The organism is Neisseria perflava (genome assembly GCF_019334725.1).
Taxonomy (GTDB): domain Bacteria; phylum Pseudomonadota; class Gammaproteobacteria; order Burkholderiales; family Neisseriaceae; genus Neisseria; species Neisseria subflava_A.
This window is the reverse complement of record NZ_CP079818.1, coordinates 1,113,736-1,140,552: the sequence shown is the minus strand read 5'-3', so window position 1 is coordinate 1,140,552 and position 26,817 is coordinate 1,113,736. Positions and strand designations below refer to the sequence as shown.

The following is a 26,817-nucleotide window of genomic DNA, read 5'->3' as shown; positions in this document are numbered from 1 at the left end:
GTGTCCAAACCCAATTCCACTAAGCCTTGGTATAAACACACTTGGCCTTGGGTGCTGATGGCAGGTCCAATCTTTGTCGTTATCGCCAGCGTGTCTATGTTCTTCGTCGCAAAAGAACATACGACAGACTTAGTTTCCGACGATTACTATAAAGACGGCAAACACATCGAAATCCAGCTTCACCGCGATGAAGAAGCCGTTAAACGACAGATTCAGGTGCAGGTTTTAATCAGTCCGGACATGAATGCCGCCAAAGTATTCGTCAGCGGACAATTCGATCCCAAACAGCCATTAAACCTGCTGCTGATGCACCCTACACGCAAAGCTGACGACCAAACCGTCAAGCTACGCGCCGTAACTGCCGAACCGCAAAACGGCCGTATGGAATACGAAGCCGTCTTTAAGCCTTTACGCCAAACCAACCATTGGTACTTGCGAGTTGAAGATACCTCAGGCGTGTGGCGTGTTGAAAACAAATGGATAGTCAGCCAAGGCAATGCAGTCAATCTGACGCCTATGGACAAATTGTTCGACAACGGCAAACAAGCCGCTTCAGAAGAACAATAAATCCAATGGTCAGGCCGTCTGAAACTTTCAGACGGCCTGAAAATCTTTATATCCTATATTCTTCTTTAAAATATGATTTTTTCCAATTGGCGCAGACTGACTGAAAACGAAGTCCGTATGGCAAAACAGGTTTTTGCCGACAGCATAGACTTCAACCGCATTAAAATATATCGCGGCATCCCCTTCCTGCCCAACCCCAATACCGCCATTGCCCCCAATGGAAATATATATTTCCCGCGCAAACACTGCCCTGATGATTTCACTCAAGCCGGCATCGCCTACAAAATCTGGCTGATTCATGAGCTTACACACGTCTGGCAACACCAGCGCGGTCACAAAGTTTGGTTGTCCGGTTTATTCATTATGCTCAAAGGCGGATATAGGAAACGCGAAGCTTACGCCTATCCCATACCTTTGCCTCACTTCAACCAACTCAATATCGAGCAGCAAGCCGACCTCGTTGCCCACTATTTTGCAGCCACTTACCTGCCCAAAAACATTTACACCCCTCAACAACCCATTTTTCAGACGGCCTTAACAGGCTTTCTTCACAACCCGAATAACAAAGCCCTTTGCCCACGTTACTTGTCGGCAAAAAAACAACACTCAAAAAAGCCCAGTGAGCAAATAAGCTATAATGGACAATCCGACACATCATCCAAAAGGTCACAAACCATGCCTTGGAACATACCTATTTTACTTACCTGGATGCGCGTCCTATTAATCCCCGTGTTCACCATCCTATTCTATTTACCGAACACATGGATTCAACTACAAACCGTCAACTGGACAGCCGCCATCATCTTTGCACTTGCAGCTATTACAGACTGGTTTGACGGCTTTTTAGCACGTCGCTGGAAACAAACCTCCGACTTTGGCGCATTCCTCGACCCCGTTGCCGACAAACTCATGGTTGCCGTTGCCCTACTCCTGCTCGTCAGCCTTGGCAGAACATACGCTATCTTCGCCATGATTATTATCGGCCGAGAAATCACCATTTCCGCCTTACGCGAATGGATGGCACAAATGGGCAAACGCGGCAGTGTCGCCGTAGCCACTATCGGCAAATTCAAAACTACTGCCCAAATGATCGCCATCTTCCTTTTACTTATCGGCACAGACAAATATAACGATCCTTTCTATCTCATTGGTAACATATTGATGTTTATAGCATCTGTATTGACCATCTGGTCCATGTGCTACTACCTAAAAATGGCATGGAAAGAATTCAAATAAAATTTTTAAAAAAATAAAAACAAAACACTTGACGCACACGATTAAATCCATAATAATTGCGTCTTCTTCGATATACGAAGCAACAAGCTGTCAGAGCGGGAATAGCTCAGTTGGTAGAGCGCAACCTTGCCAAGGTTGAGGTCGCGAGTTCGAGACTCGTTTCCCGCTCCATTCTGATTACTTGTTGATTGTTCTTTTTCAATATGCGGGAATAGCTCAGTTGGTAGAGCGCAACCTTGCCAAGGTTGAGGTCGCGAGTTCGAGACTCGTTTCCCGCTCCAGTTTAATTTCAGATGCACTCAAATGCGGGAATAGCTCAGTTGGTAGAGCGCAACCTTGCCAAGGTTGAGGTCGCGAGTTCGAGACTCGTTTCCCGCTCCATTAAATCATGCATCCGAATACGCGGGAATAGCTCAGTTGGTAGAGCGCAACCTTGCCAAGGTTGAGGTCGCGAGTTCGAGACTCGTTTCCCGCTCCAGTTTCAATACTACCAACACTCCAAAGTAGTTTATTTGGCGAGATAGCAAAGTGGTTATGCAGCGGATTGCAAATCCGTCTACGCCGGTTCGATTCCGACTCTCGCCTCCATCCATTTCATGGCGGGGTGGCAGAGTGTTTATGCTATAAGGGGTGCAACCCTTATATAGGCCGGTTCAAATCCGCGCCCCCGCCTCCAATCTATCAATTTATTGTCTACGCCCGGGTGGTGAAATAGGTAGACACAACGGACTTAAAATCCGTCGGCCCTAAACCGGCCGTGCCGGTTCGATTCCGGCTCCGGGCACCAATAAATATCTGAATTTATTGAAAAACCTAAGATTCTAAATTTCTAATTGACAGCTTATTTGTAAGGCTGTCTTTTCTGTTTGTGCCTGATTTGTGTCTAACTTGCGCCATTTGTGTCAAATGTGACAAGCTCATGCAAAACTTGAGCATGTTGATGAAGATGCCCAGGAGCCAAATGTGCGTATCTCTGCACCATCCTTAACGTCTTCCAACCACCCATTTCTTGCAACACTCTCAATGGTACGCCACGCTGAACTAACCAACTTGCCCAAGTGTGCCTTAAATCGTGCCAAATAAAGTCTTCTATTTCTGCCAGTTCTAACGTCTTCTTCCAATATCGGCTGTTAATGCCGCTAATTGGTTTATTCCACTTATTCACAAAAACAAATTTCTTATGCTTGCCTATCTGCCGCTTTAATACTTCAACAGCAGTATCATTCAAAGCAACACCCAGTGCATTTCCAGCTTTCATTTCATCAGGATGATACCAACAGACCTTCCTATCTAAATCAACCTGATTCCATGTCAAACCCAAACCATTTGCCTGTCGCAAGCCGGTATTTATACTAAATAATTAATTATCATATCAATACTCAAAATTGAAAATGTTTGAAGGTAGTAAAATTGACTTTTCCTCCTTTTTATATTTGCCTATCAATATACCTTTTTGGACAACTACGCTTTATGGCCCGCTGGCTCGATGGCATTAAACAAAGGTCGTCTGAAACGGTTTTGCTGTTTTCAGACGGCCTTTTGAATTCATACAAGCTATGGCTTGGCTTGCTTATATTTATAATTGGCTAAATTTCCAATAATCTCGTCCTTCAATTTTCCAGTAACAGAATTCGTCCGGTATTAAATACCCAAAATCCATTGCCTTTGAAAACCAGCCATCATAGACATAATCTTCATGACATCTGTCCCAATCCATATGTAGATACACTTCCGTATCAAAATTGATATAGAACAAAGGCAGCCTCGAAGAAATCTGATTGATTTTTAAGAAATCACTTTGCTGGCCAGAGTCTGAGATAGGATCATTGTACGACAGCTTGTTCTCAACAACGGAATATAACCTTACTGCTTCAGCAGAAGTAAACCCCTGAAACATCAGTTCCTTCAATTCATCTTTTTTTAATACAATGACTGAATCTGATTGAAGATAGCTTTCGAAATTGTCCTTAGTTAACTGCCAGATGCCATTACGGTAATTTTTATAATCATAATTATATTGTTCTTTAGTTATAATTCCTTCTCTTAGGTAAATGTCAAAAGATATTTTTGCATTTAATTCAAAATTTTCCTTATAATCAATCAAATAATATATCTTTTTCTTATAGACAAAAATAGATATGCATTGAGTATATTGAAAGATGGCATTTAATAATTCAGATTTAAATTTCTCAATTTTTTCCATATTTGACAAATTCCTTAATAACTTTATCTTCAGCAAGTCGTAGCCCACATTAAATCTGCAGCGAAGGTGTGCGCGGTACGCACGCACGCGAGCTTGAGTCTAATAAAAAGGTCGTCTGAAACATTTTTCCAGCTTTCAGACGACCTTTTGTCAAATGTTATCGGCAGCGGCTCAATACCAACCTTAAACCTGCTCCGATTTCTTCAGGGCTGTTATCCAATGATAAAATAACATCGTCTGCATCAATGGCATCCCACGCTTCCAGCTTGACATGGCGGCTCGGGCTGATTTTCAGGCAACCGTTGTGCAGCCAAATATCCCCGCTCATCATGTTTTTAAATAAAGCGCGTCTGGTTTTATAGCCCAAGTTCCCGCATAGGTTGGCAACCCAATCCTCATAGCGTTGCCGAAATTTTTCGGTATCAAAAAAATCTTGGTCTTCCGAACTGTCATAAACGAAAGTCCTGCTGTTTGCCAACGCTTGCAAAACCGTCGTGCCTAAAGTTCCATTGTCGGTATCCAACGGCAGGATATGAGGGGGATATAGGTGGTCTGGAGCATATCGCCCAAATCCTGACCATGTTTGAATAATCAAGGCTCTTTCATTTGCCTTATAGCCAGCCCAATAATCTTGTTCTTGATTAAAAGTCATTTATTTGATCTCCGTAATTTTGACTGTAATGTTTCGATTTTTGCCATACTCTACCACACGTTGCAACTGCAATCTTTGCTCCTTATTAGTTTGTGCGGGTATGGCCAGATGGATTTCGCGCTGTTTGATCATGTCGGCCCTTAATGTCATACCCGAAAGGCTATGACGTTCAAAATTTGCCGTCTTAGAGTTGTCTTTACACTGCTGCGGATAATGGTTTTGCTGGCCGTGCTGCCGATATGGGTGTGGCGGCGGGTTGCTTTTGTCTGATTACTGTGGTGGCTTGTTGAAAGAAAGGTCGTCTGAAACCGTATTTGTTGTTTCAGACGGCCTCTTAGCTCAAACCTTGAGAACCGCATGCGTGCGTTCCGCACACATCCTACTTGTTGAGTTTAGGTTTCATATGGGCTACAGCTTGCACATAAACTCTACGTGAAGGATTCGTGTAGCAGCTATTTGCGTTATGGGTGTTTTATGTAGGTTAGGGTTTACTGTATTTAGACTTTATACAGACAATGGTTTGTTGAATAGCCAATAGTTCAATCTCATTATGTGTATTAATAGTTAAATTAATTTTAATATTATTAACAAAATAATTAATATTTCTTCCATTATTCAGGATTTCCTTCTTATCATATAATTTACTTTCTTCAATTTTCTTTATACCATCATGAATAGATATGAAATTAAAAGGTGATAAATCAGTTTTTTTGAAACCATCTTTTTCTTTCATGAAAAAAAATATTGTATCTAATTTATTATTAATAAATAAAATACTAATTCCAAAATCAAAGAACTCGTGATAAATATAACCTAGGTCTCTCTCCCATTCAGTATTTACGTAACAATTAGATGAGGGTAACCCTAATATTTCCCAAATAGTTTTGTTATTTTGTTCTATATACCAAATATTTTCCAATTCTGGTTTCATAATTACCATAACTTAATACCTCTTATCTCATTTTTTTCTTTAATGTCTTTAATTGCTTGTTCAATTTCAGATTTTGTATATTTTCCAGATTTTTCAAGATTCTTTTCAAGTACAGCCAAGTCTTTACATTGAGCTGCACAAAGATTTTGAGCATCTTCTTGAATTTGTTCCTGAGTGTTTCTGCCCTTATATGTCCTACTCTGCTTATGAAATTCATGTGGCAGTGTTATAGCTGTAGATTCATTTTTTAATTGCCTCAATTCTGATGCAGTTAAAGAACGACCCAGTATTGTTTCATTTGCTGCTACTAAAGCTGCAAAAGAAGGAATATGGTCATGTTCTAAATTATCTCCTTTAACATCTCCTTTTTTCGCTTCGCCATAACTCTTGACATCCAATTCGTTTGCACGAATTTTGGTTAGCCGAGGAGGGTTGATACTCCCCATTTGCTGCAGCTTCAAGGAAGATGTTGTCGGCAGTCCGCCCCAATCAATCCGATATGCTGTGTTTCCCACCGTCTTAGCAAGAACAAATGAACTGCCCAATCCAGCCAAGCTCGACCCTAGCTGTTCAGGATTGTTATTCGCGATGCTGTCGCCCACTCCCCATGAGGCAAGTCCTACTGCAACCGGCGGATATACACTGACTGCATTGATTCCCGCATCAATGATCAACTCACCCGAACCTGCACCATGCTTGGCTTTTTGTCCCATAATGCTTCTGGAAACAGGGAGATCTGTATCAAATATAACATTGATGCCCGCGCTGCTAACGTCCGCAATCTGTGAACAAAATTATTTGTTACCGCCCCATCGGCCGCCATCCCGCCCTGCACGGTATCCGCAGACGAATTTCCCGCAGCCGCCCCGGCGGCCGTACCCAGTATCCTCGTGATGGCCGAAATGGTCTCTTTTTCCTCCGCGCTCAGGCTGCCGCCGTCGCCTTTTCCGTACAGCCATCTGCCGATGACGGATGCGGCCGCTTCCGCGCCTCCCGATGCCAGCGCGCCGGTTAAAGCGTCGCTGCCGCCCGCTGCGGATACCGCCGCCCCGAGTACGCCGTGGGCGAGGATGTGGGCAGTTTCCTGACCCGCCGTCAGCCTGCCGTCCGGATTTTCCTGCGCCAGCCCTTTGAAGTATTGTCCGATTTGGTAGGACAGGGCGGGACTCGCGGTGGCGGCCGTTATGCCCACCACGCTATCGGTCGGGGCGGACAAGCCCGCGCCTATCATGTTGAGCAGGACTTTGCCCCGCTGCCTTACTTTGAGGCCGTCTTCGTATTCATTCCGGCTGATTTCGCCTTTTTCCCATTTTTCCTTCAGCCCGTCCAGGCTGCGTTCGATTTCGGTATTGAGGCCTTGCAGTGTCCCGCCGAACTCCTGCGTTACTTCCCTTTGCAGGTTGATTTTTTTGGCCACCGCGTCTTTGTCGAAGCTGTTTTTCAGACGGCCCGAGTGTTGATCTGCAGTTTCGGTGTCGATGCCGGTGTGGATACGCGCTTCGGTTTCTTTGGTAGTCCTGCCTGTTCGGGCAAGTTGTCCCGCTTTGTCGGTGATGTGTATGTTGCGGGTGTTGATGCCGCTGCGGGTGGTGCTGTTTTTGCTGTCTCCGTCGCTGCCGTAGCCTACTGATGAACTTGCGCCGTTTTTATCGGCTACGCTTGTCAGGTGTTTGTCTTGAGGCTTATTTTGTGCGCTCTGCCCCAGTGTTTTGCCGCTTACGGCAACGTTGGCACCCAATCCAAAACTTTCGCCTTCGTATCGGCTGTAGTTTTGAATGTCGCTATGGGTGAGGGTGGCCGTCTGAAAGCGGTTTTTGCCTTCGTCTTCTGCGCTTTGGCCAGACGTGATGATGCCGCCTGTTAGCCGGGTGTGCCCGCCTACTTGCACATCAAAGCCATCATCACCCGCAAACAATCCGCTTTGTTCGCTCACGCTGCGGTGTTCGGCGTTGATTTTGCTTTGGCTGTAATCGCCTGAGGCGGATGCGCCATAGCCTACGGTTACTTGGGCGCTGATGTTTTGTTGGCGGCTGCGGTAGTCGGCGGTGTCTTGTAGGCTTTCTATATTGAAGTTGGTGGCGCGTACGGTGATGCCTTTGCCTGTTACTTGTGCGCCTTTGATGTTGGTGTCGCCACCGCTCACAATAACGGTGGGACTGCCTGCGCTGCCGACATGGCTGTGGCGGTAGGTGGTTTGTTCGGCACAGGTTAAAACCATATCGGCAGATTATTTCAGGCTGCGTAAACTGCTGGATAGACGCATTTATGAGCTATGTGCCAAACATTGCGGGAAGCAAAATGAATGGCACATTTCTCTGGAAATACTGCATAGAAAATCGGGCAGCATGGCAACGCTGCGCCGTTTTAGGCAGGCGATTAAGGAGTTGGTAGCCAGTAATGATTTGCCCGATTACCGACTGACTTATGATGATAAGAAAGATATGTTGAAAGTGCGAAATCGGGATTTGTCTAAATTTCTCAAAAAATCACCATAGGCAGCCTGAAAGCATAAATTGAGGTTTTTCAAGCTGCCTAAATGTGTTTTTTGAAGCACCTATTTTTTATGGGTTGTAAATAATGCTGCACGTCCTTTATAAAAATCCAAGTTAAACAAATCAATATTAAAATGTTTGCAATATTCAGCAACCATATCAACCGTTAATCGCTCCTTTTTGATTCTTTTTTCATAACTAGCTAAATCCTCAAATACAAAAGGTTTTCCGCTTTGTTCAAAAGTTGTTTTACTGGTTTCTTTATACACCATAATCGTTCTGCGTTCTACTGAATATTCTGAGATTTTATTTGCACCATTTCGCCAATGAAACATTACCGCACCAAATTCATCTTTCTTAAAATCTGGTTCAAGATATAAACAGATATTCTGTATCCCCCATGTTTCGGATAGATAACTAGGTTGGCTAAATACGTCTGTACCACGATATCCATTTTCCATATATAAGCACCATTCAGAAGCAGTCTCTAAAATAATATATTTATTGGGGTATCTTTGCGCAAAAGGTTCCAACATTTTAATTTTATCTGACAAACTTAATTCATCAGATACTTTTTGATGATGTACTGTCCACTCCCATATTAGACCAAGCTCTTGCAATCTTTGCTCAAAATGTAACACCATTTCATTAAATGGTATTTTTAAAAAGCTCAAACGGGTGGTATGGGGTTTATGATCTTGTAAAAAAAACTGTGGGTTATTCATAATCAATCTAACGTCCTTAAAATAACAATAGCATCTTTATCATTGCTGAATATTCTATCTGCGTGTGGTATCCCGCGCGATGAAGTGCTTCGATCGTATTCAATATACACTCTTTTACCTGATGGGAGGGTTGCTTGCAAGTCTGGGCGGCATATTCCTACGCGACAAAGATTTCCATTAACCTGTTGCTGATTAATTCTAATATCTGTCGCACCTAAATTTTTTAAATAAATTGCATCAGCTTGTACAGCTTGGTTTTGTGCCAAAGTCCTGCTAATAGTCCTTCCTTCTGGTTCCTTTGCCGCTATTGGTATAGGATTAACTGTCTTATCCCTTGCAGTTCTCGCAATTGCTGGTCTTTGGTTGGAAGTTAATACGGTACCATCTTTTGCTAAATGATTAATGATTGCTTGGTCTGATTTGGATAAACCATTTAACGAACTACTTAATGATGGACTACGTGGTGCAGGCAACGCTCTTTGCTCAGTTACCCCTGCATAACTAACATTTTTACCATTGGGCAAAGTTGCTTCTACTCCCTTGCCTGTTAGTCGCGCAATTGTCCCTGCTGGCAGGGTTGTTCCATTGGACAGATTCTGTGCCTGTGTGAGCTTAACGGTTTGATTAGGTATCAATGCCCCGCTGGTAAAATCAAATGCTTTCCCATTGGGAACAATTGGTGCTTGTTTTTTTATTTCTGCTGCCAGTTGTGCAGCAGATAACTTACCTTCGCGGTACAGTTTATATTTGTTAGCCAATTTACTAGGGATACGTCCTGCTAGCTCCATTACTGGCAATTGATACCACATTAACCGTTGTTGGGTTGCATGGTTGTATTCATATATTCTACCTGCTTCAAAATCTCTCCCTTGTAATTGTAATAATTTTCTATGATATTCCTCCATTTGTTGATCATCTAGTGGACCCACTTCATCACTGGTAGACGAATCATAGACGTATCTCGGCAAGGAAATTATGCCTTTCCCAATTATCTTCGGATCATTATGTGCATCGTTACTGCTATCTTTATAGCCTTGTTCCATCCCTCTTCTAAAATCCGTTGAGGCATTACGGTTTTCAATCCGAATACTATGCAAGAATTTATTTATTTCGTTTTTATCGGTATAAGCACTAAATAATGCTTTTAAATTTCTGTCTGAATCTAAATATTCACGATTAGTAGCTGTAAAGAATTGATGACTTGCACCAAAATTATCTACATAATGGAATCTAGATGTGTTTTGAGATAAAAACTGTTCTGCAAGTTCATTGCGTCCATGCAGTATTGCCCATTCGCTGTCCACCATCGCGGCAGCTGCGCGGTCTAGCTGAATTTGAGCCTCTCGGGGAGTTAAATTTAATCCTTTGTTTTTTAAATAGTTAATATATTTTTGTAGTGTATCTTTACTGTGTAACTACTTCACTTCATCAGGATGCAACTGGCGATTGAACCAATCCGCATTCGCCCCCGCAACCGCCGCACCCGTGCTTCCACCCGTCAGCGTACCAATCGCTGCGCCTCCTAGGGTGTCTACCAGTAATTGCCCTGCGCCACCAAATTTGTCGCCTACTTGGTTTAAATAGGGTGCTGCTAGCGATGAGGTGCCTGCTCCTACTGCGCCTTGTGCATCACCTGTTAAGAGTGCTCCTACCCCTGCGTGGAGCGCAGCTCGCCCTAATCCGCCTTCCTTCCATGTGTTGTACTCTGTTTGATGGTCGGATAGGTATTGGTCTGCAAGGACGATTTGTTGTTGCAGTTGGGCAATTTGCTCAGGGTTTTGCGCGTCTTTTAATTGCTCTTGTAAATTTGCTTTGGCGATTTGAATGCGCTCGTAGTTCTGTATATTGCCCAGTTTATCTGCTGTCCATGCAACAGTTTGAGCGGCAACGGGGGCAAATTGTTGTGAGACATTGCGCTGCAAATCCAGCTCGCTTTGCACTTTGTCCGCATCAAATCGGTTTTTCAGGCTGCCTGATTGTTGGCCGGCATCCTCGGTGCGGATGTCGGTGTACGCCAGTTGCGCGGCTTTGTCTGTGCCGTAGCCTGTTTTGGCGAGCTGTCCTGCCTCATCGGTGAGGATGATGTTGCGGGTGTTGATGCCGCTTTTTGTGATGTTGCTTTGACTGTCGCTATCGCTGCCGTAGCCTACTGATGAACTTGCGCCGTTTTTATCGGCCACGCTTGTCAGGTGTTTGTTTTGAGGCTTATTTTGTGCTCCCTGCCCCAGTGTTTTGCCGCTTACGGCAACGTTGGCACCCAATCCAAAACTTTCGCCTTCGTAGTGGCTGTGGTTTTGAATGTCGCTGGCAGTGAGGGTGGCCGTCTGAAAGCGGTTTTTGCCTTCGTCTTCTGCGCTTTGGCTAGACGTGATGATGCCGCCTTTGAGGTCTGTATGGTTTCCGACCTTGATTTGATAGCCGTCTTCTCCGGCATAAATACCGCTTTGCTCGGTTACGGAGGCATGGTCTGCTTTGATTTTGCTTTGGCTGTAACTGCCGCCTGCACTGAATCCGTAACCGACGGTAACTTGGACGTTGCCGTTTTGCTGTTTGCTCTGATAGGTTTCAGTATCTTGAACACTTTCTATATGCAGGTTGCGCGTATCTGCCTGTACGCCTTTGCCGATAAGCTGCGCACCTTTGAGGGTGGTATCCCCGCCGCTTCGGATGGTGGTTTGTCCGGCCGTGCTGCCGATATGGGTGTGGTGGTGGGCTGCTTTTGTCTGATTGCTATAGCTACTTGTTGAAAGAAAGGTCGTCTGAAACCGTATTTGTTGTTTCAGACGACCTTTTGGCTCAAACCCTGAGAACCCCATGCGTGCGTTCCGCACACATGCTACTTGTTGAGTTTAGATTTCATATGGGCTACGGCTTGCTTAATTGGCTCTGGGGAGTTTTAAGCCTGTGTACGTAATGTAATTAGGGTTTACTTACTCTAAAATATAATTAAATTTTTCTTCGAATCCATAATCCTCATCTTGTTTCTTAACTCTTTCTAGAACCTTTACTATTTCAATAAATATATTTTCTAATTGATTTTTTGAGAACATAGCATCTTTCCATACCAAAGTAATCGGTCGTTCTACATTTGTGCTTAATAAATCCCACAGAGCATCAAGATTGTTCCCATAATAATCATGTATAGAAAATATTTTTGAAATTTGATTATGAAAATCTTGTTCCGTATAAATTTTACTACCGATAATCTCTAATTGCATAAGTTATACTCCTATTTCCAAGTTCCAATTTGTGTTGCAGAGATATAACGATCAGTTGTTATATAGCAATCCATCATTGGAATACAACAATCTAGTACCAGCCTGATTCGATCTTGACATAGTGTTTATTAAGCCAATGTTCGCTTCATACCATATCCTACCCTGTTTAGCAGGTAAAATATTTGTAGAATTTACAAAATATCTCCCCTATGTTGCCTATATGGATGTGGCAGCGGGCTGCTTTTGTCTAATTACTGTGGCTACTTCTTGAAAGAAAGGTCGTCTGAAACCGTATTTGTTGTTTCAGACGACCTCTTGGCTCAAACTCTGAGAACCGCATGCGTGCGTTCCGCACGCATCCTACTTGTTGAGTTTAGGTTTCATATGGGCTACGGCTTACTAAATTTCATTTAAAAAATCAGGATTTTCAAATAACTTGTAAATAAAACTCTCTATTGAGTCAGCTAACGGATTTTCCATATCCCATATCCAATAGACAGGTTGTTTAGGCTTATTTAAATTTCGCCTATCAAAACAAATAAAATATTCACTAAATCTTTCGAAAAATGGTACTTGATATGGTTCAATAACAAAATCAGAAGAAACTTGTTCTGATTCCCCAATCAATATATCTAAAATAGATAAAGGATCCATAATTCGATTATCGGACTCTGATCGAATACTTCCACTTTCATTTACAGTAAGAAAACCATAACCAATTTCTTTCCAAAAGCAGAATAAATCATATGGGATTTGGATATGCTTTTCTAACTCTAGAAAATCACTATCTGGTAATTTAAAAAATAGATTTTTCTCTTGGCATAATGAATATTCGTCGAAATTATTCACAATAATAGAAGAATTTTTTATTCGTTCAAACATATTATCTATCCAAATGTTTTTGAAGATTTCTTAAAGTGCTGTACTAGATTAGCAGATATGCTACCCTCGAAATACCAAGATAACATACTAAAAATTAAAGAAAAAAGTAAAGATGGATAATCTAGTACAGTCCCTAAATATAAATAGACTAAAAAACTTCCAGTCATTTTTATTTTACTGGTTATAGCATCGTCTCATTTCATCTATTCACACCTATAATATCTCAACAGCTTTTACAAATACTCCAGCAGATCCACTGCTACCCTACTAAGCCTTTTTGAAACCTTTGTTGTAAAAAACGCTATTTCCATTCTTATCGAATAAAGGCAAATTTATAATTTTAAAGCCTCCCAAAATGATGAGGCCGTCTGAAAATCCTTTTTCAGACGGCCTCATCATTTAAGCAAAGGGATTAGACCAAGTTCTCCAGCATCCATTTAACGTAACGGCTGACGCCTTGTTTTACATCCAAGAATTCTTCTTTATACCCGGCTTCGCGCAGCTTGGTGATATCCGCTTGAGTAAAGCTCTGATATTTGCCTTTAAGCGCATCTGGGAATGGGATATAACGAATAAGTTCTTCTTCAACCAACTCTTTCAAACTCATTTCAGGCTTGCCTTCGGCTGCACGGCAAGCGTTGACGGTGGCGGCGGCAAGATCGTTAAACTGTTGGCTGCGGCCTGTGCCAAGATTGAAGATGCCTGAAAGCTCGGGATGATCAAAGAAGTAAAGGTTAACTTTGGCAACGTCTTCTACGCTGATAAAATCGCGTGTTTGCTCGCCGTTGCCGTAGCCGTCATTGGCGCCGAATAGGTTGACATAACCATGCTCGCGGTATTGGTGGAAATGATGGAAGGCGACGGATGCCATTCGGCCTTTGTGTTGTTCCTGTTGTCCGTAAACATTGAAGTAGCGGAAGCCGACAACTTGGGCAGTCAAGCCTTCTTCCATTCGACGACGCAATACTTGGTCAAACAAGAATTTAGAGTAGCCATATACATTGAGTGGTTTTTCCAGTTCGCGCTCTTCTCGGAAGATTTCGCCCTTGCCATATACGGCAGCGCTGGAAGCATAAAGGAACGGGATACGTTCATCCTGACACCAGTCCAAGAGATCAAGCGTGTATTGGTAGTTGTTGTCCATCATGTAAAGGCCGTCATGATTCATGGTATCAGAACATGCGCCTTGATGGAAAACGGCTTCGATATCGTCGTAAGGCAGAAGATGGCCGCGCACTTGGCGGATAAATTCGTGTTTATCGAGATAGTGGGCAATTTCACACTCGGCAAGGTTTTTAAATTTTTCGCCTTTGCTCAAATTATCGACGGCAACAATGTCGGTAATACCGCGTTGGTTAAGTGCTTTGACGATATTGCTGCCGATAAAGCCGGCCGCGCCTGTTACGATAATGGTCATAATGAATTTCCTTTATTTTGATTTTTCAGACGGCCTTGAAGAAATCATGCTGTCTGAAAATAAAAACTTGTCTGTCTGGATTATTTTCCAACTCTATTTTCAGACGGCATTTAGATTTTAAGGCCGTCTGAAACAGCAATTACTGCTCTTCCAATGCCTTGGTCAATTCGGCAAACGAGCAAACCGCCGTACCAAGTTTCGCCACGACAACACCTGCCGCAGTATTGGCAAGGTGCATGGCTTCAGGCATGGTATAACCAGCGGCCAACCCTAAGCCTACTCCGGCAATAACGGTATCGCCCGCACCGGATACATCATAGACTTCTTGGGCCCGTGTAGGCTGATAAATCGGCTCACCCTCATTGAACAGGGTCATACCCTCTTCGCTTCGGGTTAGCAAAATAGCGGTCAAGTCGAGATGGCGGCGCAGATTTTGGGCTTTCTCGGTCAAATCGTTTTCGTTTTTCCAGCTGCCCACCACTTCTTTCAACTCTGCACGGTTAGGCGTAATCAGCGTAGCACCGGCATATTTTTCGTAATCATCGCCTTTAGGATCGATTAAAACGGGTTTACCGGCCTGTTTCGCCCAATCAATCATATCGGAAATATGCGACAAACCGCCCTTGCCGTAATCTGAAAAAATAATGGCATCGTATTCAGGCAACACTTCTCGATATTGATGTTTGATTTGTTCCAACACCTCACGATGAGGCAATTCTTCAAAGTCAAGTCGGATAAGCTGCTGGTTGCGGGCAACGACACGCAATTTGACAGTAGTCGCAATTTGCTTATCGCGCATCAGATAGGAAGAAACGCCGTCTTGCATCATCAATGCGTCCAACGCATCTGCAGCTTCATCATCGCCGGTCACGGACAACAGCCCTACTTTACCGCCCAATGAGGCGATATTGCGCGCAACGTTCGCCGCCCCACCCGCTCGTTGGTCGATACGGGCGATTTTCGCCACCGGCACTGGGGCTTCAGGAGAAATACGGGACACATCGCCAAACCAATAGCGGTCGAGCATCACATCGCCGACGACAAGGACTTTGGCTTGTGCAAAACGTGATTTTAGGGTTTCTTGTTGGAACTTGGTTACCATACTGGCTCCATTAAAATCTCTGTGTAAGGCTTGTTATCAGTTTATTGATCTAACAGCCTAAAAATATCTTGAGGCTCATATACCTGCATATGGTTTTTCGAGTACGACGCCTGTTCATGAGATGACAACAACGCTGCTTTCAGCATGGCTTGCGCCAATTTTTCGACAGCAAGCGGACGTTGGTTTTTCAGCATGCCGATGCGGTTGAGTACGCGAGAAATCCGTTCTGCTATTTTTTCGCCCAAGCGGTCGCTGTTCGGACGAATCAGCAATGGCGGGCGGAAAATAATAAGGTGCGGAAAATTCAAAGCGATAATTGCTTGCTCCAATTCGCCCTTCATCCGTTGATAAAACAGGCTCGAAGCAGAATTTGCACCGGAAGCGGAAATCAAAACCAAAGTATTGACGCCGTTTTCTCGTGCGGCTTTGGCAAATTCAAGATTTGCCTCATAATCAATTGCCCATTGCGCTTCTTTACTGCCAGCCGCTTTCAAGGTAGTTCCCAAGCAGGCAAACAATACATCGCCCTGCACTTTTTCACGCCAATCATCAGGCTTAGAAAAATCAATCTGATGGCTATTTAGCTTTTGGTGAGTAAAATCAGGATGTCTGCGACCAAAACAGTCGATGGACTCAACCTCTGAACTGGTTGCAAGTAAAGGCAACAAGGATTTTCCTGTTGCGCCTGTCGCGCCAATCACAATCGCCTTCATACTTCAGACGGCCTTAAGCGTTTGCCACGCGGTTCACTTCGCGCAATACAGCTACCGGATCGGCAGCTTTAGTTACCGGACGGCCCATTACCAAATAGGTTGAACCGGCAGCCAAGGCTTCGGCCGGCGTCATAATACGGCGCTGGTCATCATTATTGCCTGCAACATCTAAGCGGATGCCCGGTGTGACCAAGACAAAATCCTGTCCCAATTCGCGGCGCAATGGTACGGCTTCTTGAGCGGAACATACTACGCCGTCCAAGCCCGAACTTTGCGCCAGTTTCGCCAAGCGGATGACTTGTTCTTCAGGGGCGATGTTCAAACCGATTTCTGCCAAGTCGCTTTGTTCCATGCTGGTCAACACGGTTACGCCGATCAAAAGCGGCTTGGTTTGATATCCGGCAACGGCTTCTGCTGCTGCTTCCATCATGCGGCGACCGCCCGATGCGTGCATATCGACCATCCACACGCCCATATCGGCGGCAACTTTACAGGCCTGAGCAACTGTGTGGGGAATATCGTGGTATTTCAAATCGAGGAAAAGTTTGAAACCTTGATTGATTAAGCTTTCTGCCAAATTGCGGCCGGTTGCGGTGAACAGCTCTTTACCGATTTTGATTTGACACAGTGTCGGGTCAAGATTGCGGACAAATCCGAGCGTATCTTTTTCGTTGGCAAAATCGAGGGCGACGATGACGGGAGTACGTTGTTGCTGAGTTTGGAAGTCGGAGATCAAGGGATTCATAAGATACCTGCGGATAAACGGTTATAGCTTCGATTTTAACAGCTTTTGTACACAAAAGGCCGTCTGAAAATATTTTTTCAGACGGCCTCATGATTTTACTTTGGCAAAACTTATTTGCCCAAACCTTTCAATACTTCGGCTTTCACGGCTTCTACTGCTTGGGTGCCGTCAACTTTGATGTATTTCGGCGCGTGTTCGCCTTCCAGTTTGCTGTAAAAATCAACCAAAACTTCGGTTTGCTCGTGGTAAACGGCAAGGCGTTTTTTCACGGTTTCTTCTTTGTCGTCGTCGCGTTGAATCAAATCTTCGCCGGTTACGTCGTCTTTGCCTTCGACTTTAGGCGGATTGTAGGTAACGTGGTAAGTACGGCCGGAGGCCAAATGCACGCGGCGGCCGCTCATGCGGTCGACAATCACGCTGTCAGGCACATCGATTTCAACCACGGCATCCAAATCCACACCGGCTTCAACCATGGCTTCGGCTTGTGCCAATGTGCGTGGGAAACCGTCAAACAGGAAACCGTTTTTGCAGTCGTCTTGAGCGATGCGTTCTTTCACCATGCCGATGATGATGTCGTCGCGCACCAAACCGCCTTCATCAATAATTTTTTTTGCTTCCAAACCCAGCGGGGTGCCTGCTTTGATGGCCGCGCGGAGCATGTCGCCGGTAGAAATTTGAGGAATGCCGAATGCGGCGGTGATGAATTGGGCCTGAGTGCCTTTGCCTGCGCCAGGTGCGCCCAACAATAATACTTTCATGATGAGTCCTTCTTGGTTTATGGATTTAATATTCAGATAATTTTACACGGCTTGTGTTTATCGTTCAAAACTTCAGACGGCCTCTTTCGGGCCGAAATGCTTCCATGCATCGTCGCGCATTTCGATAAACCATGCGTCTTCGGGGAATCGCTCTATCGCATCTTTCAAAGTGGAAAGCAAGTTTTGCGATAAGGCTTTCGCCAAATATTCTTCCTCGTTGGCTTCGGCCGCTTTGTCAGGTTGCTGCGCCAAACCGATTGCACGGGTTTGATGACCATGAGCCAAATAGTTGAGCGCAATGATTTTTTGTGCCCAAAGCTGCGGAACATCCGGATTGTCTTGCAGCAATACCGACAAAATCGATACAGCAACGGTCAAGCGTCCGCCGTTCATACGCAAGTCCAACGACTGGTTGGGCGGCAAAGTGCTGAGCATTTCTGCCATGCGGAACCAAAACTCGCCGCTGGCCTGCTCCGGCGCTTCTATTTTCAGCATGTCATAGTTGAATTCTTGCTCGTCTTCTCTTACCAGCTTCGCCACGTCGGCAAGCAATTTTTGTTCTTCACGGCTCAAATGGCGTAAATCATTCATATTTTTTCCTTTCAGACGGCCTCGAACACAGCCCTTACCCTGTCCAAATCTTCCTGCGTATCCACACCGGTAGCAGGCGCTTCTTGGGTGATTTCAACAGCAATCGGATAACCGTGCCACAGAACGCGCAACTGTTCCAGCGATTCGATGGTTTCCAAAGGAGAAACATCCATTTCCGAATAGCGTTGCAGGAAGCCTGCGCGGTAGGCATAAATGCCGATGTGGCGTAAAACGGCTGTTTCGGAAGGCAATTCGCGTTTTTCGGCGCGCATGGTGTCGCGCGGATAAGGAATCGGAGCGCGGCTGAAATAGATGGCGTTGCGGTTTTTGTCGAGGACGGCTTTGACGACGTTGGGATTCATAAACTCGTCAAAATCGTGCAATTCGTGGGCGGCCGTCGCCATTTGCACATTGTTTTCAACCAAAACTTCAGCCGTACGGTTGATGAGTTCAGGGTCGATTAAAGGCTCGTCGCCTTGTACGTTCACAACAATCAGATGCTGCGGCAGTTTCAGCGTATTGGCCGCTTCGGCAAGGCGCGTTGTACCGCTTTCGTGTTGATTGGAAGTCATGACCACTTCGACGCCATGCGCCTGACAGGCCGTCTGAATATCGGGATGATCGGTGGCAACAACAACACGCGCAGCCTTACTTTTCGCCGCCTGTTCGGCGACGCGTACAACCATCGGTTTACCGTGAATATCGGCCAAAGCCTTTCCCGGCAAACGTGAAGAATCCAATCGCGCCGGAATCAATACGACAAATTCGGTCATGCTTTCAGTTCCTCTTCGCTCAACGGGCGCGCTTCGTTTTCCAACATATAAGGGATGCCGTCACGAATCGGATAAGCGAGCTTTGCCTGACGGCTCCACAATTCCTGTTTGTCTTGATGGTATTCGAGTTTGCCTTTAGTCACAGGACAAACGAGGATGTCTAAGAATTTTTTTTCCATGGGGTTACTTTCGGGTTTGATGGTTTAGCAGAACTTGCTGCGCTCACTTTGACGAAAATTGCTGCGCTCGTTTTCAGACGGCCTCAAGCGGCATCATTTTTTCCGTGCTGTTTTCTTTGTTTGCTTTGTTTGCCGTGTACAGACTTGGTCAGGATTTTTGCCACCACACATAATCTGATGAATTTCTCGAATTAAGTCTTTGTTATAACCTGATTTTTCATATTTTTCATTAATGATGTTTATCATCGGGCCCATCGTTGCCTCAAGATAGCGCGGCATTTTATCGAGTATCGATTGCCCTACTGTCGTACCATAAAAGTCAATCAATGCATTGACTTCTTCCTGAGTATAAACCGTCTTTATGCCGTCTAACGTCGCTTTATGTAATTGGGCACGCACTTGCGGTGTATTAATTGCAGCAATCCATTGAGTTGTATATTTCTTTAAGACCGCTTCCAACTGAGGACGTTTGTCTTCCGGCGCATTTTTCAAAAAATCCTGTACCTTTGGATCAGAGAGCACAATACCCTCGACACTTTGGAAGGTCTGATCTAACAGAGCATCCATCTTCTGTACTTGATACAAACGCTCCAGCGACTCATCGCTAGGTGTAGCGGCAAACGCATTGGCACACAAGGCCAGCGCGGCGAAGGGCAATAATAAGGTTTTCAGCTTCATCTTTTGCTACCTTTCAACAAAAAATAAATATTTTCAGATAGTCGGAAAATTATTTGGCACACTTCGGCAAATGTTGGTTGCCTTTGCATAAAATACCATGTGTTTGCTCCTCAAAAGCAGGCGTATATTTATTGCTTGCATTGAGGTAGTTTTGACTCATGGTTTTGTGGATAATCTCATCACTTAGCTTATCGAAATGTTTAACTTTTTCGAGCGCAGACTTACCGACACCATGCCCAAATGCTTCAGTCATCTTTTCTATATCCGATTGGCTCAACATATCCTCAAGATTTCCACCGTGCTGTTGGAAACTTCTTATCTTTTTCAAAATATTTTTTCCCTGAGCCGAAGAGAAAAAACGGTTGGTTACATCGACTTCTTCTTGTGTAAATACTTTCTGCACGGCACGCTTTTCTTCATCCAGCCATTGTTTTTTCAACTCAGGGCGGCTCAAATCGTCTTGCATGTTTTTCATATAACGGCTGATGACTGCCTTCATCTGCGCTTTTTGAGCTTTGGGCGTCATCGTTAACAAGCGTTCATTGTCTTCTTTATTCACCATCTCCAAAGAACGTTGTACTTTCTCGCTATAATTATTGCTTATCCCTTGAATATCCAACCATTTCATTGCAGATTCATCACTTGGTTTAGCAGCCAGGCTTTGAGTGGATACAAATAAAGCTGCGCAAGCGACCAACAAATATTTTAACTTCATGATTTACTCCTATCGCGTAGTTTGAAGATCATCTTAAAACATCTGTGAAACATCTATAAGCATTTAGATTGAAACATTCGCGGATACAAACGCCGCCAAATCCGGCTCAATTATCGCATAAACAGGCAAGACCCACACATGATTCAGGCCGTGGCCGTCTGAAAATTTGACCGCATCCTTTTCCGTGATAATCACCACATCTGCATCCGGCAAATCCGCTGCCGTAATATCTGCATGATCAGGCAAGGCAACGGTTTGTTTTAAAGCGATATTCATCTTTTGCAACGTATTGAAAAAACGCTCTGGCTTAGCGATACCGGCGACGGCGGCGACGGTTTGATTTCCCAAACCCGCCAAATCCAATTTTTCAGACGGCTTATTCAAACGGTAAATCTGCCCTGTTTCAATATGGCTGGCAAACATATTTTCAGACGGCCTAAATGCCGTATCTGCTTGCCCCCCGCTGACGACAACCGCATCAACGGAAGCCAATCGAGACAAAGGTTCGCGCAAGCTGCCGTTGGGCAGTAAATCCAAATTGGTGCGTCCTGTATCTGCCGCCGGGAAGACGGCAATTTCCATATCGCGTTGCAAGGCATAATGTTGCAAGCCGTCGTCGGCCACAATCAATTCAAGCTCCGGATACGCCGCAAGCAATGCCCTGCCTGCTTCTGCACGGCTGCTGCCTACCGCCGTCGGCGCACTGGTTTGGCGAAACAGCAATAAAGGCTCGTCGCCTGCATCTGCCGCACTGCTGGCTGTATTCAATACATGAACCGCCTTGCTCTTGCGCCCGTAACCTCGGCTGATGATGCCGACCTTAACGCCCTTTTCCTGCAAACCCGACACCAGCGCGGCGACTATCGGCGTTTTCCCTGTCCCACCTGCATGGATATTGCCGACCATCACCACAGGCACTGGCAATTTTTCGCTTTTCAGACGGCCTGAAACAAAATCATCGCGCCGTTTCGCAGCAATTTTGGCAAACAGCTTGGACAATGGTTTTAACAGAAAAGACAAAAACGGATTGGGGGATTGCCAATGGCGTTCGATAATTTGGTGGAGTTTGGGCATACGCACGGCTTTTGAAGCGAAAATCAAACGATAATATAACACAAGCCCGCCCAGACAAGGCTGCCTGAACATGCGGCTTTGATAATATTAAAACAAAGGGCGAAAGTTTCATAAAAACGAATACAACGAATCGCTCTAAAACCCTTATAATTCAACTTTCCCAAATTTTTCCCGTTTCGCAATGTCCGAACTCTTCGCGCCCTCCTCCATTTCCGTATCCGAACTTAACGCCCTCGCCAAAGCCTTGCTGGAAGACCATCTTGCCGGTTTGTGGATTGCGGGCGAAGTGTCCAACCTGATCCGTGCCGCCAGCGGACATTATTATTTCTCGCTCAAAGACAGCCGCGCGCAGGTGCGTTGCGCCATGTTTAAGGGTGCGGCCATGCGCTTGGCGAAGCCTTTGAAAGAAGGCGACCATATCGAAGTATCAGGGAAAATCAGTATTTACGAAGCGCGGGGCGAATTTCAGATTACCGTAAACGAAGTACGGCTCAAAGGCTTGGGGCAGCTTTACGAAGCCTATGAGCGATTGAAGGCGCAGTTACAGGCGGAAGGCGCGTTTGCGGCGGAACGCAAGAAACCTTTACCTGCCCGTCCGCAATGTATCGGCATCGTAACCAGTCTGGCGGCGGCGGCTTTGCGCGATGTCGTGACCACCTTAAACCGCCGCGCACCCGAAATCCCCGTTATCGTTTATCCGACGCCCGTACAAGGCACAGGCAGCGAGTTGCAAATTGCCCAAGCGATTAAAACCGCTTCGCAACGCGCCGAATGTGACGTGCTGATTGTCTGCCGTGGCGGCGGCAGCATTGAAGACTTATGGGCGTTTAATGAAGAGCCGGTCGTACGCGCCATTGAGGCCTGCGCAATTCCCGTTGTCAGCGGCGTAGGACACGAAACCGATTTCACACTCGCCGATTTCGTCGCCGACGTACGCGCACCGACACCGACCGGCGCAGCAGAATTGGTCAGCCCCAACCGCCAAGAATCGCTACTTCGTCTAGCCCAAGCGCAAGGCCGTCTGAAAACTGTTTTGGAACAACGCTATTTCGATGCCAGCCAAAAACTCGACTGGCTCGCACGGCAAATCCGTCATCCGCGCCAAAAACTTGACGATCAGCGCGCTTCAATCAGCAAGCTGGCGCAAATGCTGTCTTACTCGATGACGCAAAACATCCGCGCCCATACCGCCCGTTTTGAACGCCAAACCCAAACCCTGAAACATTGCCGTCCTGATGTTTCCGTTTACAAAAACAACATAACCCACTTTCAGACGGCCTTGTCGCATTCCTTCCGCCAGCTGCTTGCCCACCGCCGTCAAAGCCTGACCGCCCAAGCCGCATTGCTCGAAGCCGTATCTCCACAGCATATTCTGGAGCGAGGTTTCTCCGTCGTCAAAAACACACGCGGACAAGTCATCCGCAATGCCGATACATTGAAACAAGGACAGAAACTGCACATCACTTTTGCCGACGGCGAAACCGACGTACGCGTGACCAAAGAGCAGGCGCAGGGTGAGTTGTTTGACTGATGGAATAAAGGCCGTCTGAAACTTTATGCCGATAAAGTGAAACTATGCCTGCCTTTTAAAAATCCTTAACCTGCCAATGCGGTATAATGCCTCATCTGCACACGCAGCATATACGGAAACATTATGGACAACGCACAAAATACAGAAAATCCGATTCCTCCACGCAACTCCATCCGCAAAAACAGCATTTACCTGCTGCCCAATTCCTTTACCATCGCCGCGCTGTTTTGCGCGTTCTTCGCCATTACCCAGTCCATGCACGGACGTTATGAAACAGCGGCGATTGCAGTTTTCCTTTCCATGCTACTCGACGGCATGGACGGACGCGTAGCGCGGCTGACCAACAGCCAAAGCGCGTTCGGCGAACAGCTCGACAGCCTTGCCGATATGGTCAGCTTCGGCGTGGCACCTGCCCTAATTGCCTACAAATGGCAACTTTGGCAGTTTGGCAAAATCGGCTATTCCGTCGCCTTTATCTACTGCGCCTGCGCCGCCCTGCGTTTGGCGCTGTTCAACACGCTTATCGGCAAAGTCGATAAACGCTGGTTTATCGGCGTTCCAAGCCCGACCGCCGCTGCGTTGATTGTCGGCCTGATTTGGGTCAATCACAGCATCGAACGTTTCCCCGGCGTGCATTGGTGGGCATTGGGTATCACCCTGTTTGCCGGCATTTCCATGATTGTGCAGATTCCGTTTTGGAGCTTCAAAGAAATCAACATCCGCCGCCAAGTGCCGTTTATGGGCATGGTGTTGGCCGTGTTGGTATTACTGCTCATCAACTGGAAGCCTTCGCTCGTCCTCTTCCTGTTTTTCCTCGGTTACAGCCTGTCCGGTTATGTGATGGCAGTCATCCGTTGGTTTAAAAAACGCCATAAAACTCACAAACACGACAAGGCCGTCTGAAATGTGGTCTTGGGACATCATCCTTTCCCTGCTCGCCGTTGGCAGCGCGGCGGGCTTTATTGCCGGACTATTTGGCGTAGGCGGTGGTACGTTGATCGTCCCCGTCGTCTTATGGGCATTGCAACTGCAAGGCATAGGCGGCCACCCCTATGCCCAGCATCTTGCCATCGGCACTTCCTTTGCCGTAATGGTGTTTACCACCTTCTCCAGTATGTACGCCCAGCATAAAAAACACGCCATCGATTGGGCAACCGTCCGCCAGATGACGCCGGGCATGATACTCGGCGTACTCCTCGGCGCGGCAACGGCAAAATATATGCCGACGCTGGCTTTGCAGGTTTTCTTTATTGCATTTCTTGCCTTTATCGCCCTCAAAACCCTACGCGATTCCAAACCCAAACCTTCACGCACCCTGCCTGCCCTCCACGGCCTGACAGCCGTCGGCACGCTTTTTGGGGCGGCTTCGAGTTGGGTCGGTATCGGGGGCGGTTCGCTATCCGTTCCATTCCTGCTGTATTGCAACTTTCCGGCGCACCGTGCCATCGGCACATCTTCAGGTCTGGCATGGCCGATTGCGATTGCCGGCACCATCGGCTATTTTGCCAACGGTTTGCATATTGCCAACCTGCCTGAAGGCGCGGCAGGCTTTATCTATCTTCCGGCTGTGGCCATATTGAGCATTGCCACCATCCTCTTTGCTCCGCTCGGCGTAAAAACGGCGCACAAGCTGCCCGCCCGAAAACTCAAAATCGCTTTCGGCATTATGTTGCTGCTGATTGCCGCCAAGATGACTTGGAATTTGATACATTAAATCTTTCTTGTGAAAAGGCCGTCTGAAAATCTTTCAGACGGCCTTTTTGATTGCAAAGCAACAAACTAAATAAAACCTTTTTACCTTACCCGATTTGCCCCATCGCAAATACAGCCAAGCGCCATATCGCCCATCCTGCCACCAACAATCCGGCGCACAAACGAACCATGCGTTTTTGCAGAAAGGTTTTCAACTGCGCGGCAAATATGCCCATCGCAAGCAGGTTCGGCAAGGTCCCCAATGCAAACGCCAGCATATACAGCCCGCCGTGCAAAGCATTACCGCTGCCCAAGGCATACAAAGACGCGCTGTATACCAAACCGCAAGGCAGCCAGCCCCAAAGCACGCCCACGCCAAAACAGGCTGGCACAGATTTAATCGGCAGCAATTTGTTCAGTAAAGGATTCAGGCGTTTCCATATCGGTTTGCCGATGCCTTCGATTTTGGTTGCGGCAGTCGAAATACCGGCAAGATACAGACCGAGCAAAAGCAGCAAGACATTGGCAGCAATATACAAACCGTTTTGAACCGCGCGCGTATCGTCTAAGGAAATGCCGACCTGCCCGACCAAGCCGACCAACAGGCCAATGACGACATAGCTGCTGATGCGCCCCAAGTTCAACAATACAATCAGCCCGATTCGGTTTAAATGTGGCGGTAGCTGCAAAGCAAATGCGCTGCTCAATCCGCCGCACATGCCGACGCAATGCGTTCCGCCGAAAAAGCCGAGTAGAAAAAGAGTAAGAAATGTGATTTCTTGATTCATGATTTTTAATGATTCAAACGAATGGATGAGGCCGTCTGAAACTTTTCAGACGGCCCTAAGAATGCAGGACAGGCTTTGCCGCCCATCCTTTTCACGCTTTAGAAAAGCAATTAACTGCGTGCGCGTACGTCAAATGCCTGACGCAAACCTTCGCCGATCATGACCAGCAAAAGCAGCATTACCGTCAGTGTAGCAACGGCAGACATGCCAATCCACCATGCGTCCAAGTTGTCTTTGCCTTGCGCCAGCAACTCACCCAAACTTGCCTGTGAGGCAGGTACGCCCAAGCCCAAGAAGTCCAAACTGGTCAGGGCAAGTACGGCGCCAGAAATACGGAAAGGCAGGAAGGCCAATACCGGCGTCAAGCTGTTGGGCAGGATATGGCGCCACATGATTTCACGGTTGCCCACACCCATCGCGCGCGCCGCCAAAACATAATCGGCCTGACGGTTTTTCAAAAACTCGGCGCGGACATAGTCGGACAAGCCCATCCAGCCGAAAAGCGACAGCAACACCAGCAAAATCAACAGTCCCGGATTAAAGAACGAAGACAGGATAATCAGGAGGTACAGCTCCGGCATACCGCCCCAAACCTCGATAAAACGCTGCATCAGAAGGTCGGTTTTACCGCCGAAATAACCCTGCACCGCGCCTGCAACCACGCCAATAACGGTAGTCACCACGGTCAACACCAAGGCAAACAACAGCGAATCACGGAAACCGTAAACCAAGCGCGCCAGCAGGTCGCGGCCACGGTCGTCCGTTCCCAAGATATGCCGTTCGGACGGTTTGGCCGGATCGGGTACCGTATCAAAATCGTTCAAGGTATCGGCATCGTAAGGATTGGGCAGGTAAAAGGCAAAATTGCCGTCTGAAGTAATGTTGTGGCGGATAAGCGGATCCAGATAATCCGCCGGCGTATCGAAATCGCCGCCAAATGTGGCTTCGTTGTATTCGTTTACCAAGGGGAAGAAATACTCGCCCTGATAACGTATCCACAAAGGTTTGTCGTTGCTCCACAAAGGTGCAAGCAAAGTGACGACAAACAAAACGGCCAAAATCCGCAAAGCCAACCAACCGCGCTTATGCTGTTTAAAGGCTTGCCAAGTAGGGTTTGAAGTAGATTTTTTCTTTTTCATGGTTCGAAACATTCTT

The 26,817-nt window shown here is 46.2% G+C and carries 28 protein-coding genes, 7 tRNA genes and 3 pseudogenes; 13 read left to right on the top strand and 25 right to left on the bottom strand.

Annotation, left to right across the window (positions count from 1 at the left end; all coding sequences use genetic code 11):
* The 9 genes from LPB400_RS05475 (at position 1) to LPB400_RS05430 (ending at position 2,590) form a co-directional block, all read left to right on the top strand.
* Positions 1-567 carry a FixH family protein gene (locus LPB400_RS05475; RefSeq protein WP_107792529.1) on the top strand — a complete coding sequence of 189 codons (567 nt, stop codon included), beginning with the start codon at positions 1-3 and terminating at the stop codon, positions 565-567.
* Positions 568-1,242: 675 nt separating this feature from the next.
* Positions 1,243-1,803, top strand: coding sequence for a CDP-diacylglycerol--glycerol-3-phosphate 3-phosphatidyltransferase (gene pgsA, locus LPB400_RS05465; RefSeq protein WP_107792537.1), 561 nt, complete (start codon positions 1,243-1,245; stop codon positions 1,801-1,803).
* A 95-nt stretch (positions 1,804-1,898) separates the two neighbouring features.
* Positions 1,899-1,974 (top strand) — tRNA-Gly (locus LPB400_RS05460).
* Positions 1,975-2,008: 34 nt separating this feature from the next.
* A tRNA-Gly gene (locus tag LPB400_RS05455) sits at positions 2,009-2,084 on the top strand.
* Between the two features lie 24 nt (positions 2,085-2,108).
* A tRNA-Gly gene (locus LPB400_RS05450) sits at positions 2,109-2,184 on the top strand.
* A gap of 21 nt (positions 2,185-2,205) precedes the next feature.
* A tRNA-Gly gene (locus tag LPB400_RS05445) sits at positions 2,206-2,281 on the top strand.
* A 36-nt stretch (positions 2,282-2,317) separates the two neighbouring features.
* A tRNA-Cys gene (locus LPB400_RS05440) sits at positions 2,318-2,391 on the top strand.
* A 10-nt stretch (positions 2,392-2,401) separates the two neighbouring features.
* Positions 2,402-2,479 (top strand) — tRNA-Cys (locus tag LPB400_RS05435).
* A 21-nt stretch (positions 2,480-2,500) separates the two neighbouring features.
* Positions 2,501-2,590: transfer RNA gene (locus tag LPB400_RS05430), tRNA-Leu, on the top strand.
* Between the two features lie 26 nt (positions 2,591-2,616).
* Here the strand turns inward: LPB400_RS05430 and LPB400_RS05425 are convergent.
* The 7 genes and pseudogenes from LPB400_RS05425 to LPB400_RS05400 form a co-directional block, all read right to left on the bottom strand.
* Positions 2,617-3,163 (bottom strand): annotated as a pseudogene (locus tag LPB400_RS05425) (site-specific integrase); the annotation flags it as partial.
* 216 nt (positions 3,164-3,379) lie between these two features.
* Entirely contained in the window at positions 3,380-4,006 is a 627-nt protein-coding gene (locus LPB400_RS05420; protein ID WP_107768769.1) for a hypothetical protein, read from the bottom strand.
* Positions 4,007-4,163: 157 nt separating this feature from the next.
* Positions 4,164-4,658 (bottom strand): contact-dependent growth inhibition system immunity protein, encoded by a 495-nt coding sequence (locus tag LPB400_RS05415; protein ID WP_107768770.1) that lies wholly within the window; start codon positions 4,656-4,658, stop codon positions 4,164-4,166.
* Positions 4,659-4,790 carry a hypothetical protein gene (locus LPB400_RS11095; RefSeq protein ID WP_349267089.1) on the bottom strand — a complete coding sequence of 44 codons (132 nt, stop codon included), beginning with the start codon at positions 4,788-4,790 and terminating at the stop codon, positions 4,659-4,661.
* 349 nt (positions 4,791-5,139) lie between these two features.
* A complete protein-coding gene (locus LPB400_RS05410; RefSeq protein ID WP_070460940.1) occupies positions 5,140-5,598 on the bottom strand; it encodes a hypothetical protein in 459 nt (152 codons plus the stop codon).
* Complete coding sequence (locus LPB400_RS05405; RefSeq protein WP_070460939.1) at positions 5,592-6,302, bottom strand: hypothetical protein; 711 nt, start codon at positions 6,300-6,302, stop codon at positions 5,592-5,594. Before LPB400_RS05405 ends, LPB400_RS05410 begins: the two co-directional genes overlap by 7 nt.
* A gap of 80 nt (positions 6,303-6,382) precedes the next feature.
* Positions 6,383-7,789 (bottom strand): annotated as a pseudogene (locus LPB400_RS05400) (hemagglutinin repeat-containing protein); the annotation flags it as partial.
* On the opposite strand from LPB400_RS05400, the gene LPB400_RS11140 reads away from it, so the two are divergent.
* Positions 7,779-8,084, top strand: coding sequence for a replication initiator protein A (locus tag LPB400_RS11140; RefSeq protein WP_083309579.1), 306 nt, complete (start codon positions 7,779-7,781; stop codon positions 8,082-8,084). The pseudogene LPB400_RS05400 and the gene LPB400_RS11140 sit on opposite strands and share 11 nt — an antisense overlap.
* 59 nt (positions 8,085-8,143) lie before the next feature.
* On the opposite strand, the gene LPB400_RS05390 is transcribed toward LPB400_RS11140, so the two are convergent.
* From LPB400_RS05390 to lpxK, 16 genes and pseudogenes are all read right to left on the bottom strand, one after another.
* Positions 8,144-8,806 carry a hypothetical protein gene (locus LPB400_RS05390; protein WP_219089644.1) on the bottom strand — a complete coding sequence of 221 codons (663 nt, stop codon included), beginning with the start codon at positions 8,804-8,806 and terminating at the stop codon, positions 8,144-8,146.
* A 2-nt stretch (positions 8,807-8,808) separates the two neighbouring features.
* Positions 8,809-10,113: a hypothetical protein gene (locus LPB400_RS05385; protein WP_219089642.1), complete on the bottom strand. Its 1,305-nt coding sequence runs from the start codon at positions 10,111-10,113 to the stop codon at positions 8,809-8,811.
* A 114-nt stretch (positions 10,114-10,227) separates the two neighbouring features.
* Positions 10,228-11,517, bottom strand: a pseudogene (locus tag LPB400_RS05380) (hemagglutinin repeat-containing protein); the annotation flags it as partial.
* 219 nt (positions 11,518-11,736) lie between these two features.
* A complete protein-coding gene (locus LPB400_RS05375; RefSeq protein ID WP_219089639.1) occupies positions 11,737-12,024 on the bottom strand; it encodes a barstar family protein in 288 nt (95 codons plus the stop codon).
* Positions 12,025-12,423: 399 nt separating this feature from the next.
* Complete coding sequence (locus LPB400_RS05370) at positions 12,424-12,906, bottom strand: hypothetical protein (RefSeq protein WP_107769503.1); 483 nt, start codon at positions 12,904-12,906, stop codon at positions 12,424-12,426.
* Between the two features lie 412 nt (positions 12,907-13,318).
* On the bottom strand, positions 13,319-14,323 hold the full coding sequence (gene rfaD / locus LPB400_RS05365; protein ID WP_219089637.1) for an ADP-glyceromanno-heptose 6-epimerase: 1,005 nt from the start codon (positions 14,321-14,323) through the stop codon (positions 13,319-13,321).
* Between the two features lie 139 nt (positions 14,324-14,462).
* Complete coding sequence (gene rfaE1 / locus LPB400_RS05360; RefSeq protein ID WP_070461497.1) at positions 14,463-15,425, bottom strand: D-glycero-beta-D-manno-heptose-7-phosphate kinase; 963 nt, start codon at positions 15,423-15,425, stop codon at positions 14,463-14,465.
* 41 nt (positions 15,426-15,466) lie between these two features.
* Entirely contained in the window at positions 15,467-16,138 is a 672-nt protein-coding gene (locus LPB400_RS05355) for an NAD(P)H-binding protein (RefSeq protein ID WP_070461496.1), read from the bottom strand.
* Positions 16,139-16,151: 13 nt separating this feature from the next.
* On the bottom strand, positions 16,152-16,883 hold the full coding sequence (gene pyrF / locus LPB400_RS05350) for an orotidine-5'-phosphate decarboxylase (RefSeq protein WP_070461495.1): 732 nt from the start codon (positions 16,881-16,883) through the stop codon (positions 16,152-16,154).
* A gap of 110 nt (positions 16,884-16,993) precedes the next feature.
* Positions 16,994-17,641, bottom strand: a complete 648-nt coding sequence (gene adk / locus LPB400_RS05345; RefSeq protein WP_003746105.1) for an adenylate kinase — start codon at positions 17,639-17,641, stop codon at positions 16,994-16,996.
* A 72-nt stretch (positions 17,642-17,713) separates the two neighbouring features.
* Positions 17,714-18,232: a 3-deoxy-manno-octulosonate cytidylyltransferase gene (locus LPB400_RS05340; RefSeq protein ID WP_070814474.1), complete on the bottom strand. Its 519-nt coding sequence runs from the start codon at positions 18,230-18,232 to the stop codon at positions 17,714-17,716.
* 11 nt (positions 18,233-18,243) lie between these two features.
* Positions 18,244-19,005 (bottom strand): 3-deoxy-manno-octulosonate cytidylyltransferase, encoded by a 762-nt coding sequence (gene kdsB, locus LPB400_RS05335; RefSeq protein WP_219089635.1) that lies wholly within the window; start codon positions 19,003-19,005, stop codon positions 18,244-18,246.
* Positions 19,002-19,184, bottom strand: a complete 183-nt coding sequence (locus LPB400_RS05330; protein ID WP_049329252.1) for a Trm112 family protein — start codon at positions 19,182-19,184, stop codon at positions 19,002-19,004. The genes kdsB and LPB400_RS05330 overlap by 4 nt, the downstream gene beginning before the upstream one ends.
* 93 nt (positions 19,185-19,277) lie before the next feature.
* Positions 19,278-19,862 carry a DUF2059 domain-containing protein gene (locus LPB400_RS05325; protein WP_049359603.1) on the bottom strand — a complete coding sequence of 195 codons (585 nt, stop codon included), beginning with the start codon at positions 19,860-19,862 and terminating at the stop codon, positions 19,278-19,280.
* Positions 19,863-19,911: 49 nt separating this feature from the next.
* Positions 19,912-20,577: a hypothetical protein gene (locus LPB400_RS05320; RefSeq protein ID WP_049359601.1), complete on the bottom strand. Its 666-nt coding sequence runs from the start codon at positions 20,575-20,577 to the stop codon at positions 19,912-19,914.
* Between the two features lie 63 nt (positions 20,578-20,640).
* Positions 20,641-21,651, bottom strand: a complete 1,011-nt coding sequence (lpxK, locus tag LPB400_RS05315; RefSeq protein WP_219089633.1) for a tetraacyldisaccharide 4'-kinase — start codon at positions 21,649-21,651, stop codon at positions 20,641-20,643.
* Positions 21,652-21,832: 181 nt separating this feature from the next.
* On the opposite strand from lpxK, the gene xseA reads away from it, so the two are divergent.
* From xseA to LPB400_RS05300, 3 genes are all read left to right on the top strand, one after another.
* A complete protein-coding gene (gene xseA / locus LPB400_RS05310; protein ID WP_107792489.1) occupies positions 21,833-23,182 on the top strand; it encodes an exodeoxyribonuclease VII large subunit in 1,350 nt (449 codons plus the stop codon).
* A 123-nt stretch (positions 23,183-23,305) separates the two neighbouring features.
* Positions 23,306-24,085, top strand: coding sequence for a CDP-diacylglycerol--serine O-phosphatidyltransferase (gene pssA, locus LPB400_RS05305; protein ID WP_107792490.1), 780 nt, complete (start codon positions 23,306-23,308; stop codon positions 24,083-24,085).
* Position 24,086: 1 nt separating this feature from the next.
* Positions 24,087-24,896 carry a sulfite exporter TauE/SafE family protein gene (locus LPB400_RS05300; protein ID WP_107792491.1) on the top strand — a complete coding sequence of 270 codons (810 nt, stop codon included), beginning with the start codon at positions 24,087-24,089 and terminating at the stop codon, positions 24,894-24,896.
* An 85-nt stretch (positions 24,897-24,981) separates the two neighbouring features.
* On the opposite strand, the gene LPB400_RS05295 is transcribed toward LPB400_RS05300, so the two are convergent.
* Both LPB400_RS05295 and LPB400_RS05290 read right to left on the bottom strand, forming a co-directional pair.
* Positions 24,982-25,662: a sulfite exporter TauE/SafE family protein gene (locus LPB400_RS05295; protein ID WP_003680951.1), complete on the bottom strand. Its 681-nt coding sequence runs from the start codon at positions 25,660-25,662 to the stop codon at positions 24,982-24,984.
* A 110-nt stretch (positions 25,663-25,772) separates the two neighbouring features.
* Positions 25,773-26,813 carry an ABC transporter permease gene (locus LPB400_RS05290; protein WP_107792492.1) on the bottom strand — a complete coding sequence of 347 codons (1,041 nt, stop codon included), beginning with the start codon at positions 26,811-26,813 and terminating at the stop codon, positions 25,773-25,775.
* Positions 26,814-26,817 lie beyond the last annotated feature (4 nt).